A 17538-nucleotide genomic window follows, 5' to 3' on the forward strand; every position below is an offset into this window, starting at 1 on the left:
AAACTTTCATGGAGGAATTAATCATGATAAATCCAAACTCAACTCATCCAGTTGATCGTTATCAAAATAGCCAACCTGCTGAAGCAGGTAATAATTGCCCTATATGCAAAAAAGTGTTTGGCAGAAATGTGACTGTCACTGCTTGTTGTTCAAAAAAAATTGACACTGGCTGTTTGCGACAGGCGTTTCAAGCTACTCCACTGGAGGCAAGGCTTAAATGCCCATTATGCAAAGCCAGGCAGCCTGATTCAGCGCAATCAGAACCTTCATTAGTCAGCGCAGGGGCGCAGCGAAACATACCAGGTTCCCTTAACGAGCCTCAGGGTGCCTGTTTGTCACAATCGGCCTCAGGAGGTTTTTCCGCTGCTCAAATAGCAGAGATGCCGACACTTCACGGAGGACAGATTTATACTCTGCCTAACGGAGGACAGATTTATGCTCTGCCTACTCAGGGGATGAGACAAAAGTGTATTCAGGGCAACAGTCGAAGGCAGACGGACGAAACCTGGGCACTGAGAAACGATCTGGTAAAGGCTTTGAATAATGGGTTGTGGGATGAAGTATATCGTTTGCAACGCATTATCCGGGAGACCGGGGCAAGGCAGACGGACAGAATGCCCTCGGTAAGGCTGACGCAAGACGCCAAGCTGGCACTGAGTCACAAGCTGATAGAGGCTGTGCATAATGGCTTGTGGGATAACGCAGATCTTTTACAGCAGGTTATCAAGAGCACCGGGGCATGGCTGACGTACGACGACCAGCAGGCACTGGCTAACAAGCTGATGGAGGCTGTGAATAATGAGTCTTGGGATATCGCAGATCGTTTACAGCAGATTTTTAAAGGCACCTGGGCAATACTGCCGAACGACGACATGAAGGCACTGAGCCACAAGCTGATAGAGGCTGTGAATAATGGATCGTGGGAAAACGCATATAATTTGCTAGGCATTATCCAGGGCACCATGACAAGGCTGACAGACGACGACCAGCGTGCACTGATTAACATGTTGATAGAGGCTGTGAATAATGGCTTATGGGAAAGAGCATTTAGTCTTCAACGCATTATTCAGGGCACCGGGGCAAGGTTGATGGACAATGGCACCATGGCAAGGCTGACGGACGACGACCAGCGGGCACTGAGTAATATGCTGATAGAGGCTGTGCAAAATGGGTTGTGGGATGACGCAAATAGTTTTCAAGGCATTATCCAGAGCACCGGGGCAAGGCCGACAGACGACGACCAGCGGACACTGAGTAACATGCTGATAGAGGCTGTGAATAATGAGTCCTGGGATAAGGCTCATAAAATTCAATGCATTTTCGAGGGCATCGGAGCAAGGCTGATGGACGATGGCAAGGTGACAAGGCTGACGTACGAAGCTCAGCAGGCACTGAGTGACAAGTTGATTGAGGCCCTGGAAAATGAGTCTTTGGATAAAGCAGATAGTTTCCAGAAGATTATTAAGAGCAGCGGAGCAAGGACGACGTACAAAGTTCGTGATCTAGTGGAACTTAAGCTGGTTCAAACCATAACAAATAGTCATTTGAGAGGAAACACATCGCGAATGGAAGGCATTATGCGCGGCATCGGGATGAATATCCCTCCATCAGTCGAGCGGGCTATACGTATCATGTTTTATGGGACTCGTAGAGCAATGTTCGACTATTAGCAAAATTGCCGTAAGCTTTCGCCAAATCGAGGGGGTTGCATAAGTAGTAAGCAAAGCTGATAAAAGGCAAAAAGTGTCGAGAAAATGCAGTTTACAGGGATTGACTGAGCATATGAGCCACTTTTTAAAGCAGTATCCGCTTTGCTTGCTATTTTTGCGACAGTCTCGTTAGGGCGGCTGGCATCAATCCCGTATTAGCTTTAATACCTTGGTTACGGAACTAAATTAATTAACTGCTGTCAAAAACATAGGATCAAATTAAGTGGCGCTAAGGTCTGCCAGGAGAATTCACTATCAAGCTGGTATTTAATAGTTTGCAGATCCCGCAGATGACTTCTTCGCACTTTAACTGAAAAAACTTTCATGTAGGAATTAATCATGATAAATCCAAACTCCACTAACCCATTTGATCATTCTCAAAATAGCCAACCTGCTGAAGCAGGTAATAGCTGCCCTATATGCAAAATAGTGTTTGGCAGAGATGTGACCGTCACCGCTTGTTGTTCGAAAAAAATTGATACAGCCTATTTGCTACAGGCGCTTCAAGCTACTCCACTGGAGGTAAGGCTAAGATGCCCATTGTGCAACGCCGGGCAGCTTGATTCAGCGCAATCAGAACCTTTCTCAGTTAGCGTCGGGGCGCAACGGAACATACCAGGTTCGCTTAACGAGCCTCTGATTGCCTGTTCCTCACAATCGGCCTCTGGTAATTTTTCCGCTACCCAAAAAGCAGAGACAACAACAAGTCATGAAAGACAGATGGATACCCTGCCTCCTACGGAACTTCAACAAGACAGTGTTCAGGACACCAGTGCAAGCCTGACGGAAGACGATTATTGGGCACTGATTAGCAATCTGACAGAGGCTCTGAATAATGGGTTATGGGATAAGGCATATAACATTCAACGCGCTATTCAGGACACTGGAATAAAGCTGAAGCCCAATTACATCTGGGTGGAGCATGACGCTAAACTGGCACTGGGTAACATGCTCATAGAGGCCGTGGATACTGGGTTTTGGGAGAAGGCAGATCTTTTACAGCAGATTTTTAAGAGCACCGGGGCAACGCCGAGGTACGACGTCCAGAAGGCACTGGGTAACAGGCTGATAGAGGCTGTGAATAATGAGTTGTGGGATGAAGCAGATAGTTTGCGGTGCATTATCCAGGGCTCCGGTGCAAAGCTGAGCATCGATGTCCAGAAGGCACTATGTAACAGGCTGATAGAGGCTGTGAATAATGGGTTGTGGGATAAAGCATACAGTTTGCAATGCATTATCCAGGACACCATGGTAAGGATGCCGAACAATTTTAGGGATGCACTGTGTAACAAGCTCATTGAGGCCGTGGATGATAAGTCCTGGGATAAAGCGGATATTTTACGGCAGATTATTAAGGGCACCAGGGCCATACCGCAGTTCGAACACGAGCGGGCTCTGGGTAATAAGCTGATGGAGGCTGTGAATAATGGGTTGTGGGATGAAGTATATAGCTTGCAACGCATTATCCAGGACACCGGGGCACGGCCGACGGGCAAAATTCTCTGGGTAAGGCCGACGCACGAAGCCGAGCGGGCACTGAGTAACATGCTGATAGAGGCTTTGAATAATGGGTCGTGGGATAACGCAGATCTTTTACAGCAGGTTATTAAAAGCATCGGGGCAAGTCTGACGGACGCCGATGAACGGATACTGAGTCACAAGCTGATAGAGGCTGTGAATAAAGGGTTGTGGGATAACACAGATAGAATTCAACGCATTTTCCAGGGCACCGGGGCGAGGCTGTCGGATGACGACCAGCAGGCACTGGCTAACAAACTGATGGAGGCGTTGAATAATGAGTCTTGGGATATCGCAGATCGTTTACAGCAGATTTTTAAAGGCACCTGGACAATACTGCCGAACGACGACATGAAGGCACTGAGTCACAAGCTGATAGAGGCTGTGAATAATGGATCGTGGGAAAACGCATATAATTTGCAAAGCATTATACAGGGCACCATGACAAGGCTGACGGACGACGACCAGCGGGTACTGATTAACATGTTGATAGAGGCTGTGAACAATGGGTTATGGGAGAGAGCATTTAGTTTGCAACGCATTATCCAGGGCGCCGGGGCAAGGTTGATGGACGATGGCACCATGGCAAGGCTGGCGGACGACGCCCAGCGGGCACTGAGTAACAAGCTGATAGAGGCTGTGCAAAATGGGTCGTGGGATGACGCAAATAGTTTTCAAGGCATTATGCAGAGCACCGGGGCAAGGTTGATGGACGATGACACCGTGGCAAGGCTGACGGACGACGACCAGCGGGTACTCAGTGACAAGCTGGTTGGGGCTGTGCTAAAGAGGTTGTGGGATAAGGCAGACAGTTTTCAAGGCATTATCCAGATCACCGGGGCAAGGCTGACAGACGACGACCAGCGGGCACTGAGTGACATGCGGGTACAGGCTATGTATAACGATTCCTGGGATAACGCAGATAGAATTCGATGCATTCTGGAGAGCATCGGAGCAGGGCCGATGGACGATGGCAAGGCTGATGCTCGGAGCTCAGCAGGCACTGAGTGACAAGCTGATAGAGGCCTTGGATAATGAGTCTTGGGATAAAGCAGATATTTTCCAGAAGATTATCAAGAGCAGCGGAGCAAGGACGGCGTACAAAGTTCGTGATCTACTGGAATTTAAGGTGTTACGAAGCTTAACGATTATTCAGTTAAGAGAAAAGTTTGGCAGAAATGTGACTGTCATTCGCTGTTGACGGTATAAAACTTAAACGGTTAGCTGCTGGTCGGGACAACGAAAAGCTTGAGGGATTATTAAGTTTCATAGTACTTATTTGGTGCTTAAGCCCTAATAAGGAGTGAGTATTTTTTAAAGGAGTTTTAATTATGTTTCCTGCACAGTCAAGGATCTTTATTCCGGTTCGACCTTTACCATCAGTATCCCAAAATTCTATCAAAAAATTGGATGTCAAGAATGATAAGGGTGACACTGAGTTCAGTATTGATCTGGATGAAATGCATGCTCGGGCCAGCCAAGAGAGTTATCTGGTTTGGGCAGGAATTGTCAGCGATAAAGCTGATCAAATAAATCATTTTGAAATAACGGTGGCCAGGGGTGAGTCAGTTTTTCTGAAGTTTCAGCCAGAGTCAGGGTATGATTGCAAGTTTCGTATGACTGCCATCAGGCACCGGGATGTGAAAATATTTCTGGTCAACGACTACACCGATAAGCGAGTGATAAAGGCTTCCAGGATAGTTGGCGAACATGGGCAAGATAAAATATTTGTTCTGGCTGATGAGGTGCCAGATTACGCTGAAAGATTACGAAGTTTTCACCCCTTGTTACCTTACATCCAAGGCGCTGACGTAAAGGAATTAATAAGCCGTCTGGCACTAAAGGGGTTTTATCTTAAAGATGGTTTTGTCCGCTGTAATGGCTGTGAATACCGTAAAACCTTGAAGGAGTTTACCGATTATATGGACTCCTCAGGGAGTTATCTGGCATCAATGAAATCAATGCTGGCTGTTCTTCAGACCCTATTGGGCAAAAGCGATGGTGAACACGATGATGACAATTGTTATCTGGCCAAAACGGATAAGAAAACATTTCTCCGTGTCAGTTACCCGCTAGATCCCAAAGTCGATGGTGGGTACAGTGAACAGGGGCACTACCTTGTCTGCCAGGCTGGTCGCAAAAATTACATCGAGTGCCCAAGCTATACCGAACGGTGGCCATACAAGAAACTGAAAGAAATTTATGCAGAGCATCCGCAAAAGAAGTACCGTGATCGTTTCCTCAATCACGATAGTCAATCTTTTCTGTTTACAACAACGGTTCCAAAATCGGCAATGCTGTCTCAGGATGATTTAATTTATGAGGCTTCGCAGATTAAAACCGATCTTGATGGGTTGCGACAGAAGTATAATGATTTTCAGCGCTTTGTGGATCAGTTATCGGATCATAATCCAGGGTTAGCCAAAGCATTAAATTTGCCTGCGACACAAAGCCTTTTATCCCCTGAAATTGGCATGCTTTTTTCCAGAATCATCTTCAAAATCGGCGAGAAATCGGCCAAAAACCTGTCGTGTCATGATAAACAGGGCTTGCGCCATTTGCTTGATCAATTGCTGACATTTATCGAACATCAAGGTGGTGATGTTGGCGATAAAGGCTTTAAGTGTCTCGGTATATACGCCGACGAAAACGATGCTGAAAAAGCTGCCTGCAGGGAATTTTCAGCACTGTCAGGGCAAAGCGAAATATCACCAATGCAGCAGCAGTGGCAGGAGCTTAAAACAGGGTTTGCCCAGGCTATTACCCCCACAATACTGAGCCCTTTGCTTAAGATACTCACTACCGACGGGATGGGTGATCACGTCATGAGTAAAATCTTTGGCATCAGTGTGGACCCTGTTTCACCGCCTTTGGTGCCAGCCCTTGCATCCCGGATGTCCGTGCGAAGACGCAAGGCATCGTGAGGGACCGCTCATGCATATTCGGGGTCAATTCCGCGAGAAGCCAAGGTCAGCAAGCGGATCACTGAAAGGTGTCGCTCAGAAAATCAAAAAGGTTTTATTCTCTTTTCACGCGCCTGAGCAAATAGTAAAGAAGAACAAGATCTGGCGGTCCAGCAGTCATTGTTGATATGCAGTCCCGAACCATCGCTCAGTGACACAGCCTGCTAACAGGCTGCAAGCATTATTGTTGTGGATACGAGCGGTAGTTTCCTCATCGTGGTTGTTCTCCAGATCTTAAATGAGAGGGAGTTTGATGCTCTTCCACGGGCAGACCGAAATGGAACTTTCCTGAAGACTGGTGGTCAAATACCAGGTTTAAACAATTTTGCAGGGAAGTATTAATAATGGATAACTTAAAGCCAGGTAACTCAGTTAATCATTCTCAAAACAGACAGCCTGCTGAAGCGAACGGCAGGTGCTGTATATGTCAGCGCGTGTTTGGCAGAGCTGTGACACTCATTCCATGTTGTAACAATAAAATTCACAGAGATTGTATGCAGAAGTTGTTTCAACATACTCCACTTGAGGCAAGGTCAACCTGCCCGCTATGTAGAAAAAACTTGCCTGAGTTAACAGAAATATTGGGTCCTGAACCCGGTGATCAGGGCACTGGGGCAAGGGGGATGCAAGAAGCCCCCGAAGAACTGAGTTATGAGCTGACAGAGGCCCTGATTAATGGGGATTGGGATGAAGTAGATCGTTTAGTAAGCATTATTCGGGATGCCAAGGTAAGTCTCACGAACGAACCCCGGCAGGTACTGGGTAACATGCTGATAGGGGCCCGGAAACGTTGGGATTGGGGTAGTGTAAGTTGTTTACTGGGCATTATTCAGGACACTGAGACAAGTCTGCTGGACGACGACCAGCAGGTACTGAGCAACATGCTGTTAGAGAGCCTGAAAACCAGGCGTTGGACTGATGCGAATGGTTTGCTACGCATTATCCGTGATGCCAGGGCAAGTGTGACGGACTACGTCAGGCAGGAAATGAGTAACATGCTTATAAATAGCCAGAATTATGGTGATTGTCATGGAGCATCTCGTTTAAAAAGTATTCTGGGCATTATTGAGTGTTCCGAGACAAGTCCGAAGGACGACGCCCGGCGGGAACTCGAAGAAGCACAGGTGGACTTACCCGATTCCTGTAACGAGCCGACGGATACTCATTCCTCACAAATGGCTTCTGCCAGTGTCTCCGACGCGACTACTCAAAGAGCAGAGACAATAACAAATCAGGAAAGGCCGGTTGATACCCTGCTGCCTCAGGGAACACAACAACTCAGTGATCAGGGCACTGGGGCAAGGGGGATGCAAGAAGCCCCCGAAGAACTAGGTTATGAGCTGACAGAGGCCCTGATTAATAGGGATTGGGATGAAGTAGATCGTTTAGTACGCATTATTCGGGATGCCAGGGTAAGTCTCACGAACGGCCTCCAGCAGGTATTGGGTAACATGCTGATAGAGGCCCGGAAGCGTTGGGATTGGGATAGTGTAGGTCGTTTTCTGGGCATTATTCAGGACACTGAGACAAGTCTGCTGGAAGACGACCAGCAGGTACTGAGCAACATGCTGTTAGAGAGCCTGAAAACCAGGCGTTGGACTGATGCGAATGGTTTGCTACGCATTATCCGGGATGCAAGGGCAAGTGTGACGGACTACGTCAGGCAGGAAATGAGTAACATGCTTATAAAGAGCCAGAATTATGGTGATTGTCATGAAGCATCTCGTTTAGAAAGTATTCTGGGCATTATTGAGTGTTCCGAGACAAGTCCGACTGACGACGCCCAGCGAGGCACACAGGCACATGACACCTAAAATAAAAAAAAGACACCCATTAAAGCCTCGTCAGAGGTACATGACACCCATAAACACCCATAAATAAAAAAAAAAAAATAAGACACCCATTAAATAATTAAGACATCTAAAAACTGTATTCCTAAAAAAGGATCTAAAAACCTATCTTCGAATAGTCTATCAGCGAGCCATACAGAAGCATCCCACGAACAGAGGCTGCTCAGGCCATGATTCAGACAACACAAACTTATTCCAACTTAAAGTCGAGGAGGGATAAAGAGAAAGTGTTTAATTTCTTAACTGACTTCTACGCTAACCTGTCAGGTACAAACGGCTACAGACGTTTAAGCCTTGAAGCCACTTCTGTCCGGCTTCAAGTGCGTAAGCCTTCATCGCCTCCAGACGGCCAACTGCCCGATAAAAACGATTATTCCATTGCATGGTTTTCAGCCACTCATCCGGATCAATGTCCAACCTTTGAAGAATAGGAGGGGTACACGACGGGATGGAACCTTTCTTATCTGTCCTGACAATGCGGCCACTCCAGTCAACCAGTTCCAGATAGTCGTGAAGAAGGTAGGGAAGGGCAACGTCCGTATTCTGACCCTGCAAACAAAAAGGTTTCAGGGTCAGCGGCTGATTTTTAGTCTCAGAATGTGTAACCTGCTCCACCCGTTCCTGAATCGACGTGTACTCTGACTCTTCCGGTGTTTCTAGCTTTCCAGCCCGAATCGGATTCAAGTCAACGTAGGTCATGCAGGTCAGTAACGCTGCTTCGTCCAGCAATGCCTGGCTTTTAAAGCGTCCTTCCCAGAAGCGTCCTTTACACTGGTCTTCTTTATTGGCCTCACGAGCAAGATGTTCATTCAGGCAGCGCATAAACCAGCTGATATCCGTTAAACGACGCCGGTATTCTTCAACATATTCACCGACACGGGTCAGCTCAGCGCTGCCCAGTTTGTCAGTAGCCAAATGCCTTTGCACAAGAAGTGGACCTGCAAACAAGGTCGTCCAACGATGAAGCACTTCATTCCGTGACCAGCCTCTGGCAGATGACTGATTGATGTGCAAAACCACGTGATAATGATTTGACATGACAGCGTAAGCGCAGACTTCGATAGCAAAGACTGAAACCAGTTCCCGAAGTTTATCCACCACCCATTGGCGGCGATGCTCGTAATTCTTGCCAGTCAGATGGTTCTCTCCACAGAGGTAAGCCTGACGAACACATCTTGCCATGCAGTGGTAGTAAGGAGTTGAGCTGGGATCAATCAGGGTATTGCGAGCTTGCGCCATGAACTCACCTGTCTGGGCAAAAAATCAGTTGTAGGTGAAAAGTAGACTATGTGTATGGTAAAGCAAATTTATGGGTGTCTTTTTTTCTTGGGTGTCTTTTTTTCTTTATTTCTTGCTGAACTTGCCTGAAGGCTGATGATCAAAGCTTTCGGTTACAACGACTTTTCCTGATGGGCATAATCTGTGTACACTCGTAGAGAATTGTTACCTACTGATAACCAGGCAGCTGTGGTCCTGATAGCTACGAACTAAGGAAAAGATGCGTCTTAAATCGATCAAACTGGCCGGTTTCAAATCCTTCGTGGATCCCACAACGGTTCATTTTCCCTCCAATATGTGCGGTGTCGTTGGTCCCAACGGCTGCGGCAAGTCCAATATTATTGACGCCGTGCGCTGGGTTATGGGGGAATCTTCTGCCAAGCACCTTCGTGGTGAATCCATGACCGACGTTATCTTCAAGGGCTCCAATAGTCGCAAGCCTTCAGCAAAGGCGACGGTAGAGTTGATCTTTGATAACAACGAAGGTCGGGTCACTGGCGAATTTGCTGCCTACAGCGAGATTTCAGTTCGCAGGATGCTCACCTCGGAAGCCAAGAACTTTTACTTCCTCAATGGCAACAAGTGTCGCCGGAAAGATGTTATGGATATCTTTCTGGGAACCGGCCTGGGTCCGCGCAGTTACTCCATCATCAGTCAGGGTATCGTTTCCACGCTGATTGAGTCCAAGCCGGAAGAGCTCAGAGTCTTTATTGAGGAAGCTGCCGGTATCTCCAAGTACAAGGAGCGCCGCCGTGAGACAGAAAACCGCATTCGCCGAACCAATGAAAACCTTGAAAGACTGACTGACCTGCGTGAGGAGCTGGGGCGTCGTCTCGGGCATTTGCAGAGACAGGCCGAAGCGGCAGAAAAGTACAAAGAATACAAGGCCGATGAACGACTGAAAAAAGCCCAGCTTCAGGCCCTGCGCTGGCAAGGCATCGATGAAAAGGTCAGGAATCAGGAACATGTGATTTCCGAGCTGGAAGTCCAGCTGGAAGCTGCCGTCAGTGAACAGCGCTCTTCCGACACCGGGATGGAAAAAGACCGCGCCCAGCAAATGGAGCTGAGTGATCATTTCCATGAAACCCAGGCCAGGTATTATGGCACGGGCAATGAAATCACCCGGATTGAGCAGACGCTTCGCCACAAGGAAGAGCGCGCCAAAGAACTGAGCCACGACCTGCAACAGCTTGAACAAAGCTGGCAGGAAGCCCGGGAACAGATGGCTGAAGATCAGTCTCAGCTGGAAATTCTGGAAGCAGAAAAATTGCAGATTGAGCCTGAGCTGGAGATGCTTCAGGAGCAGGAATACCAGTCTGGTGACTCTCTTGCCCAGGTGGAAGCGGAAGTGCTTCGTGTGCAACAGGAATGGGATCAGTTTAATCAACGCTCCCATGAGCCTCAGAAGGCGGCTGAAGTAGAACAGTCCAGGATTCAACATGCTGAAACCGTACTGGAGCGTTTGCAGGAGCGTGAACAGCGTCTGCGTGAAGAGAGCAGCAGTCTTGGCGGTGGTGAAGACATTGAAGAGATGGAATTGCTCTCCGAAAAGCTGACCGAGTTGGAGCTGACTCGCGAAAATCACGAACTGAAACTGGAAGAGGTTACCTCAGACATAGAGGAAAACCGCCTTCAATTTGATCAGTTACAGGAAGATCGTGACAGCCATCGCAATGAGCTGAGTATGATCAGAGGGCGTCATGCTTCTCTGGAAGCTCTGCAGCAGGCGGCTATGGGGCAGGACACCGGGGTCATGGTCTGGTTGCAGCAGCATGGACTGGCATCGGCACCCAGGCTGGCCGAAAAACTGCAGGTGGAGTCAGGCTGGGAACTGGCCGTTGAAACCGTTCTTGGAGAAAGCCTGCAGGCACTCTGTGTGGATGATCTGGACCCTGTTGCAGGGTTTTTGAATTCTCTGGAACAGGGCACAGCGGTTTTGCTGGATGCTTCTGCCCATCAGGTCACTGAGAGTGGCAAAGGGGGACTGGATAGCCTGGCCAGCAAAGTACAGTCAGGCAGTGAGGCCAAAGGGTTATTGGCAGGCATTTATGTCACTGATTCACTGGAAGCGGCTCTATCTGCTCGAGCTTCCCTGCAGGCTCACGAATCCATCGTCACGAGAGAGGGTATCTGGCTGTCCAGAAACTGGCTTAGAGTTTGTCGTGAAACAGACAATCACTCCGGTGTTCTGGCCCGTCAGCAGGAGCTTGAAGAGCTTGGCAGCCGAATGGAATCTTTGGAAGCGTTTAGCCTGCAGGTAGAAGAACGTCTGGCTGATGCCAGAACTCTGGCCGAGCAGCTGGAAACCCGCCGACAGCAGACTCAACACCAGATCACTGAGCTTAACCGAACCCAGGGTGAGGTCAGAGCGGATCTCGGTGCCCGAAAAGTCAGGCTCGAGCAGTTTTCAGAAAGACGTACCCGACTTCAGCACGAGATTGCTGAATGTCAGGAGCTCAGTCAGGCTGAACAGGAAAGTATCGGAGAGTCTCGTTTGCGACTTCAGGACGCTCTGGATCGAATGGAAATGGACAGTGGTCTGAAAGAGGATTTGCTGGAAAAAAGAGAGAAGGGCCGGGAGAAGCTGGAACAGTTGCGGCAGACTTCCCGTCAGGATAAGGATCGTCTGCATCAGCTGGCCTTGAGGCAGCAAACCATCAACAGTCAGGCGGAATCCCTGCGGGCGGCTATCGAGCGACTCAGCCAGCAATCCACAAAGCTGCGGGAGCGCCGGGAGTTGCTTCAGGCGTCACTGTCGGAGTCCCATTCTCCTGAAGGAGAGTTGCAGGAACAGCTGGAGATTCTTCTGGCCAGAAGGCTGGAAGAAGAGGAAGCCATGCAGAAGGCTCGCAGCGAACTGGAAGACGTTGAACAACGACTGCAACAAATGGAAAGGAGCCGACAGTCAGCTGAGCAAAAAGCCCAGACGGCCCGTTCAAGACTTGAGAAATTAAGAATGGACTGGCAAGGCATGCAGGTCCGGCGTACGACCTTGTCGGATCAATTGCGGGAAGACCAGTTTGATCTGGATACCGTTCTGGCCAACATGCCGGAAGAAGCCACCGAGAAAACCTGGGAGCAGGAGCTGGAAAGACTGCAGGCGCGGATTGAAAGGCTGGGAGCGATCAACCTGGCAGCGATCGAAGAATACGAAACCCAGTCGGAACGCAAAACCTATCTGGATGCACAGAATCAGGATCTGGAGTCCGCACTGGAAACATTGGAAAATGCTATCCGCAAAATCGACCGGGAGACCCGCCAGCGTTTTAAAGTGACCTTTGATAAGGTCAATTCCGGCTTGCAGGAGCTGTTCCCCAGAGTCTTTGGCGGTGGCCGGGCATATCTGCAGTTGACCGGTGAAGATTTGCTGGATACCGGGGTGGCGATTATGGCGCAACCACCGGGTAAGAAGAACAGTACCATTCATTTGCTGTCTGGTGGTGAAAAAGCGCTGACGGCGATTGCCCTGGTTTTTGCCATCTTCCAGTTGAACCCCTCACCCTTCTGTATGCTTGATGAGGTGGATGCGCCATTGGATGATGCCAATGTGGGCCGTTACGCCAAAATGGTTTCGGAAATGAGTGACAAGGTTCAGTTCATCTATATCACTCACAACAAGATCGCCATGCAGGCAGCGAATCAACTCGTGGGTGTAACGATGCAGGAACCCGGTGTCTCCAGGCCCGTATCTGTGGATGTGGAAGAGGCCGCAGCCATGGCAGAACTCTGAGTCTCGGGAACAGTCTTTACAGGCTGTATTCTAATATATTGGTTTGTTATTCGTTGTTAAGATTCAGAAATTTGTTGCTGTGCAACCCTCTTGTGAATGGTGAACTGTTTACAGAGTTGCACTGGCGGCTGGAAAAAGTTATCACTATTCAGGTGCCTGCCCATTTGGCCAGGTGCCTGAAGAAGATTGTTAATGATATCCGTGGTCTGCGCTTGAAGGGACAACAAATACTCGCCAGAATAGGGTTTCAGGTCAGAGCGATTCGTTTGTCCTGATTCTGGCACTTTCCGAACAGCGATGTGAAAGTAATGATTAAGGACGTGTTTCAGCAGCAGTCTTGGACAATAGTCATAGACAACGGTCTGATTACAAGATTTTTTGCTGTAACATAGTAGCACATTTTACTGATTTACAATTTTCAGATTTTTTTGCGTTTTCGGGTTGTTGATTTTCAGGCAGCAACAATCCATTGGGTAAGCAGGCGGCATGGACATGAGTTTACGAGATTGGTTGGTAGTAATCGGAATCGTCGTCATTATTGGCGTTCTGGCTGATGGATACCGCCGTATGCGTCTGGCTAGAAAAAGAGCGTCAGAACTGTCTTTCGGTCTTGAAGATGTAAAAGGTAACGAAGACGAATTTGGTAGTGAATTGCCCAATGGTGGAGCCAGAAAGTCTGAGGGAAGCCCCCAGAAGCTGGAAACAGTCAAGGGCTGGGTACGTTCGGAAGAATCATCCCATTTGCCTGTAAGGGAGCGAATCGAGCCGGAAATATCCAGTCTTGAATCAGAAATAGTAGCGCCTGCCAGGCCAGTGACATCGTTGCAGGCGCAGCCTGTCGAAGCGTCAGAGGTTCAGAAAGCGTCGGAACCCTTACCCGTCCTGACCCAGGTGGATGATGTCTCGGAAGTGCTTTCTGCCAGGCCCGGAGCTGGAGTTGAAGAGCCCACTCCAGAGATTGAAAAACCAGCCCCCGGAGTTGAAGAGCGCACACCTGTGCAGGAAAGCGTTACTTTGACGCCCGGGTTTGTTGAAGAACCCCAGGTGGCTGTCCCACCTGTTACAACGACCAAACCTGCAAGAGCGGAAAAAAATCACCGTCCTGTCAATCAGGAAAAACTGGCGGATCGTCCTGCTGCCAGTGAAATTCTGGTCATCAATCTGCTGGCTAAAGGTGGCGAAAAGTTTAACGGAGCAAGGTTGCTCCAAAGCCTGCTGGCTTCGGGCATGCGCTATGGTGATATGTCGATCTTTCATCGTTATGCCAACAAAGATGGAACCGGGCAGATTCTGTTCAGCATGGCAAACGGGGTAGAGCCGGGCACTTTTGACATCGGCAAACTGGAATCGACTGATACACCGGCAGTCAGTATCTTTATGGGATTGCCGGGGCCCCGTGAGCCACTCAAATCGTTTATGCTGATGGAAGAAACGGTTCGTCAGTTAGCACTGGATCTGGGTGGAGAGCTAAAAGACGAGCACTTCAGTGTACTGACTCAACAGACGCTGGAGCACTATCGTCAACGCATTCGTGATTTCGAAAGAAAACAGTTAACCCAGAAGATGGTTGACTGATTTCTTTCTAGCCTTCATCAATCCAAATCCTCTCCCGGACTGAGGGTCGCAAAACTCCAACATCTCGTTTCCTCGCGATCAGGCTCCTTCGACGTCGGCGAGGAAACCAGAAACGGCTTCGTACCTCCCGGGAATTGTCAGTTTAATAGCTCAAGGCTGTTTACAATCACTTCAGGCCGCTTAAGTAACAGAATCATGACCCAGACTAAGCTCTCTCTCAAGGAAGCCGAACAACAAGCTCAGAAGCTGCGAGAACAGATTGATGATCATAACTATCGTTATTATGTAATCGACGATCCCGTCATTGCCGACGCCAGTTATGATCGCCTGATGCAACAGCTGAAGTCCATCGAAGCGGACTTTCCGGAGCTGGTCACACCTGAATCACCCACCCAGCGTGTGGGTGCCGCACCTCTGTCGGCGTTTGGACAGATTCGTCATGAACTGCCCATGTTGTCACTGGATAACGCTTTTAACCAGGATGATCTCAATGACTTTGACCGCAGGGTACGGGAGCGTCTGGGCACTGGTTCAGTGGTGGAATATGCCTGCGAACCCAAGCTGGACGGCATTGCGGTCAGCCTTCTGTACGAGAGGGGTTCACTGGTGCGAGGTGCTACCCGGGGGGATGGCAGGACCGGTGAAGATATCACTCTGAATGTGCGCACCATCGTTTCTATTCCTCTGAAGTTGCTGGGCGATGGTTGGCCTGATCGTCTGGAAGTCCGTGGTGAAATCTTTATGCCCAGGGAAGGTTTTGAAAGACTCAATCAGAGAGCTAAAGCCAGGGATGAAAAAGTGTTTGTCAATCCACGTAATGCAGCAGCGGGCAGTCTGAGGCAGCTTGACTCAAAAATAACGGCGAAAAGACCCCTGGAGATTTATTGTTATGGTGCCGGCATTGTTGAAGGGGGTGAGTTACCAGACAGACATGCCGATATTCTTGAGTGTTTTAGAACCTGGGGCCTGCGGGTAAACCCTGAACTGCGCGTAGTGAAAGGGGCTGCTGCCTGCGCTGAATATTTCTCCAGAATAGAAGACAAGCGCGAAGCCTTGCCCTACGAAATTGATGGTATCGTTTACAAGGTCAACAGTCTGGCCCAGCAGGAACAACTGGGGTTTGTCGCCCGTGCTCCCCGCTGGGCCATTGCTCGCAAGTTTCCCGCCCAGGAAGAAATGACCATTTTGAAAGACGTCGAGTTCCAGGTGGGAAGAACCGGTGCCATTACCCCGGTTGCCAGACTCGAGCCGGTGTTTGTGGGTGGGGTCACCGTCAGCAATGCAACCCTTCATAATATGGCCGAGGTAGCACGTCTGGGGCTGAAAATCGGTGATACCGTTGTGATTCACCGTGCCGGGGATGTGATTCCGAAGGTGGTTCGGGTCATTCCCGACCGAAGACCGGATGATGCCAGAGATATTGAGTTGCCTGAACACTGCCCGGTTTGTCATTCAGACGTTGAAAGAGATGAAGACGAAGCAGCAGCCCGATGCACCGGCGGTCTTTATTGTTCCGCCCAGCGTAAGGAAGCTATCAAGCACTTTGCTTCCAGAAAAGCCATGGATATCGATGGCCTGGGTGATAAGCTGGTGGAGCAGTTTGTCGACAAAGGTCTTGTGAATACTGTCGCTGATCTCCACAAGCTCGAAGTAGAGCCTGTTGCATCCCTGGAGCGCATGGGTAAGAAATCAGCCACTAACCTGATCAATGCTCTGAAGGTTAGTCAGAAAACGACACTGGCCAGATTTATCTACAGCCTCGGCATTCGTGAGGTAGGTGAAGCGACTGCCCGGAGTCTGGTGGCTCATTATCGTGATCTTGAGGCGATCAGGTCAGCGACCCTTGAGCAGTTACAGGAAGTGGATGACGTTGGCCCGGTCGTTGCCGCTCATATTGAAAAGTTTTTTAAGCAGGAACATAATCTTGAAGTGATTGATGAACTGCTGAAGGTTGGGGTGCACTGGGAAGAAGAAGCCGAACCGGAAGCCGACGTGGTTCAACCACTGGCAGGTGAGGTTTGGGTGCTGACAGGTACCCTGCTCACTATGACCCGTGATGAAGGCAAGGCTGTATTACAGAAGCTGGGAGCCAAAGTCACCGGCTCTGTTTCAGCAAAAACCACGGCGTTACTGGCCGGAGAAAAGGCAGGATCCAAGCTGACTAAAGCTCAAAATCTCGGCGTTCGTGTCGTCACAGAAGATGAGTTTGCTCATTTGCTGAAGGAATGGGGAGTTTGATAAGTGAAACGAAGGTTGGCACTGATCGTAACCATAGCCGGATTTCTTTTTCTGACCGGCTGTGCCACCAGTACAACACCACCTGCCAACCCTCATAACCTCTGTAGTATTTTTAAAGAAAAGCGTAGCTGGTATCGCCATGCTAAAAAAGCCAATGAAAAATGGGGGACTCCCATCCAGGTCATGATGGCTATTATGTATCAGGAGTCCGCTTATCGTCATGATGTAAGGCCCCCCAGACCCCGTTTCCTGTTCATACCACTGCCCAGAAGTTCATCGGCCTACGGCTATGCCCAGGCCCTGGACGGCACCTGGGAGATGTATCTGAAAGAGAATGGTGGCTGGTTCAAGGCGCGGGATGACTTTGAGGATGCCATTGATTTTATTGGCTGGTATACCCATAAAACGCGTACTATCAATGGTGTCTCTCTGTGGCATACCGATCTGCTGTACCTGAATTACCATGAGGGTTGGGGCGGCTACAAACGGGGTAGTCACAAGAAAAAAACCTGGCTGTTGAATACCTCTAAAAAAGTGCACAGCCGAGCCTCAAACTACGGTGCCCAGCTTCGACGTTGCCGTCTTTGAGCAAGAAGCCTCCAAGGATTCAGCGACTGATCGCAGTTCGGGACGTTATCGTCATTTTCGCTTTCTTCAAGAGATCATCAAAGGCCTCT

Annotated in this window: 10 protein-coding genes; 9 read left to right on the plus strand and 1 reads right to left on the minus strand. The window is 49.2% G+C overall.

Annotation, left to right across the window (positions count from 1 at the left end; translation table 11 throughout):
- Window positions 1-23: 23 nt before the first annotated feature.
- The 4 genes from ACOMHB_RS10260 to ACOMHB_RS10275 all read left to right on the plus strand — a co-directional run bounded on the left by ACOMHB_RS10260 (window position 24) and on the right by ACOMHB_RS10275 (window position 8004).
- Window positions 24-1670 carry an RING finger protein gene (locus ACOMHB_RS10260; protein WP_448216536.1) on the plus strand — a complete coding sequence of 549 codons (1647 nt, stop codon included), beginning with the start codon at window positions 24-26 and terminating at the stop codon, window positions 1668-1670.
- A 378-nt stretch (window positions 1671-2048) separates the two neighbouring features.
- Window positions 2049-4238 (plus strand): RING finger protein, encoded by a 2190-nt coding sequence (locus ACOMHB_RS10265; protein ID WP_448216537.1) that lies wholly within the window; start codon window positions 2049-2051, stop codon window positions 4236-4238.
- Window positions 4239-4558: 320 nt separating this feature from the next.
- On the plus strand, window positions 4559-6151 hold the full coding sequence (locus ACOMHB_RS10270; protein WP_448216538.1) for a hypothetical protein: 1593 nt from the start codon (window positions 4559-4561) through the stop codon (window positions 6149-6151).
- Window positions 6152-6684: 533 nt separating this feature from the next.
- Window positions 6685-8004 carry a hypothetical protein gene (locus ACOMHB_RS10275; protein WP_448216539.1) on the plus strand — a complete coding sequence of 440 codons (1320 nt, stop codon included), beginning with the start codon at window positions 6685-6687 and terminating at the stop codon, window positions 8002-8004.
- 291 nt (window positions 8005-8295) lie between these two features.
- On the opposite strand, the gene ACOMHB_RS10280 is transcribed toward ACOMHB_RS10275, so the two are convergent.
- On the minus strand, window positions 8296-9279 hold the full coding sequence (locus ACOMHB_RS10280; protein WP_448216540.1) for a transposase: 984 nt from the start codon (window positions 9277-9279) through the stop codon (window positions 8296-8298).
- Window positions 9280-9538: 259 nt separating this feature from the next.
- On the opposite strand from ACOMHB_RS10280, the gene smc reads away from it, so the two are divergent.
- From smc to ACOMHB_RS10305, 5 genes are all read left to right on the plus strand, one after another.
- Window positions 9539-13048 carry a chromosome segregation protein SMC gene (gene smc, locus ACOMHB_RS10285; RefSeq protein ID WP_448216541.1) on the plus strand — a complete coding sequence of 1170 codons (3510 nt, stop codon included), beginning with the start codon at window positions 9539-9541 and terminating at the stop codon, window positions 13046-13048.
- Between the two features lie 92 nt (window positions 13049-13140).
- The gene (locus ACOMHB_RS10290; RefSeq protein ID WP_448216542.1) at window positions 13141-13323 is read left to right on the plus strand and encodes a hypothetical protein; all 183 of its coding nucleotides are present in this window, start codon (window positions 13141-13143) and stop codon (window positions 13321-13323) included.
- A 217-nt stretch (window positions 13324-13540) separates the two neighbouring features.
- Entirely contained in the window at window positions 13541-14623 is a 1083-nt protein-coding gene (gene zipA / locus ACOMHB_RS10295) for a cell division protein ZipA (RefSeq protein WP_448216543.1), read from the plus strand.
- Window positions 14624-14818: 195 nt separating this feature from the next.
- The gene (gene ligA / locus ACOMHB_RS10300) at window positions 14819-16861 is read left to right on the plus strand and encodes an NAD-dependent DNA ligase LigA (RefSeq protein ID WP_448216544.1); all 2043 of its coding nucleotides are present in this window, start codon (window positions 14819-14821) and stop codon (window positions 16859-16861) included.
- Window positions 16862-16864: 3 nt separating this feature from the next.
- A complete protein-coding gene (locus tag ACOMHB_RS10305) occupies window positions 16865-17449 on the plus strand; it encodes a transglycosylase SLT domain-containing protein (RefSeq protein ID WP_422137584.1) in 585 nt (194 codons plus the stop codon).
- Window positions 17450-17538 lie beyond the last annotated feature (89 nt).

The sequence above is a fragment of the Endozoicomonas sp. 2B-B genome (assembly GCF_053470045.1).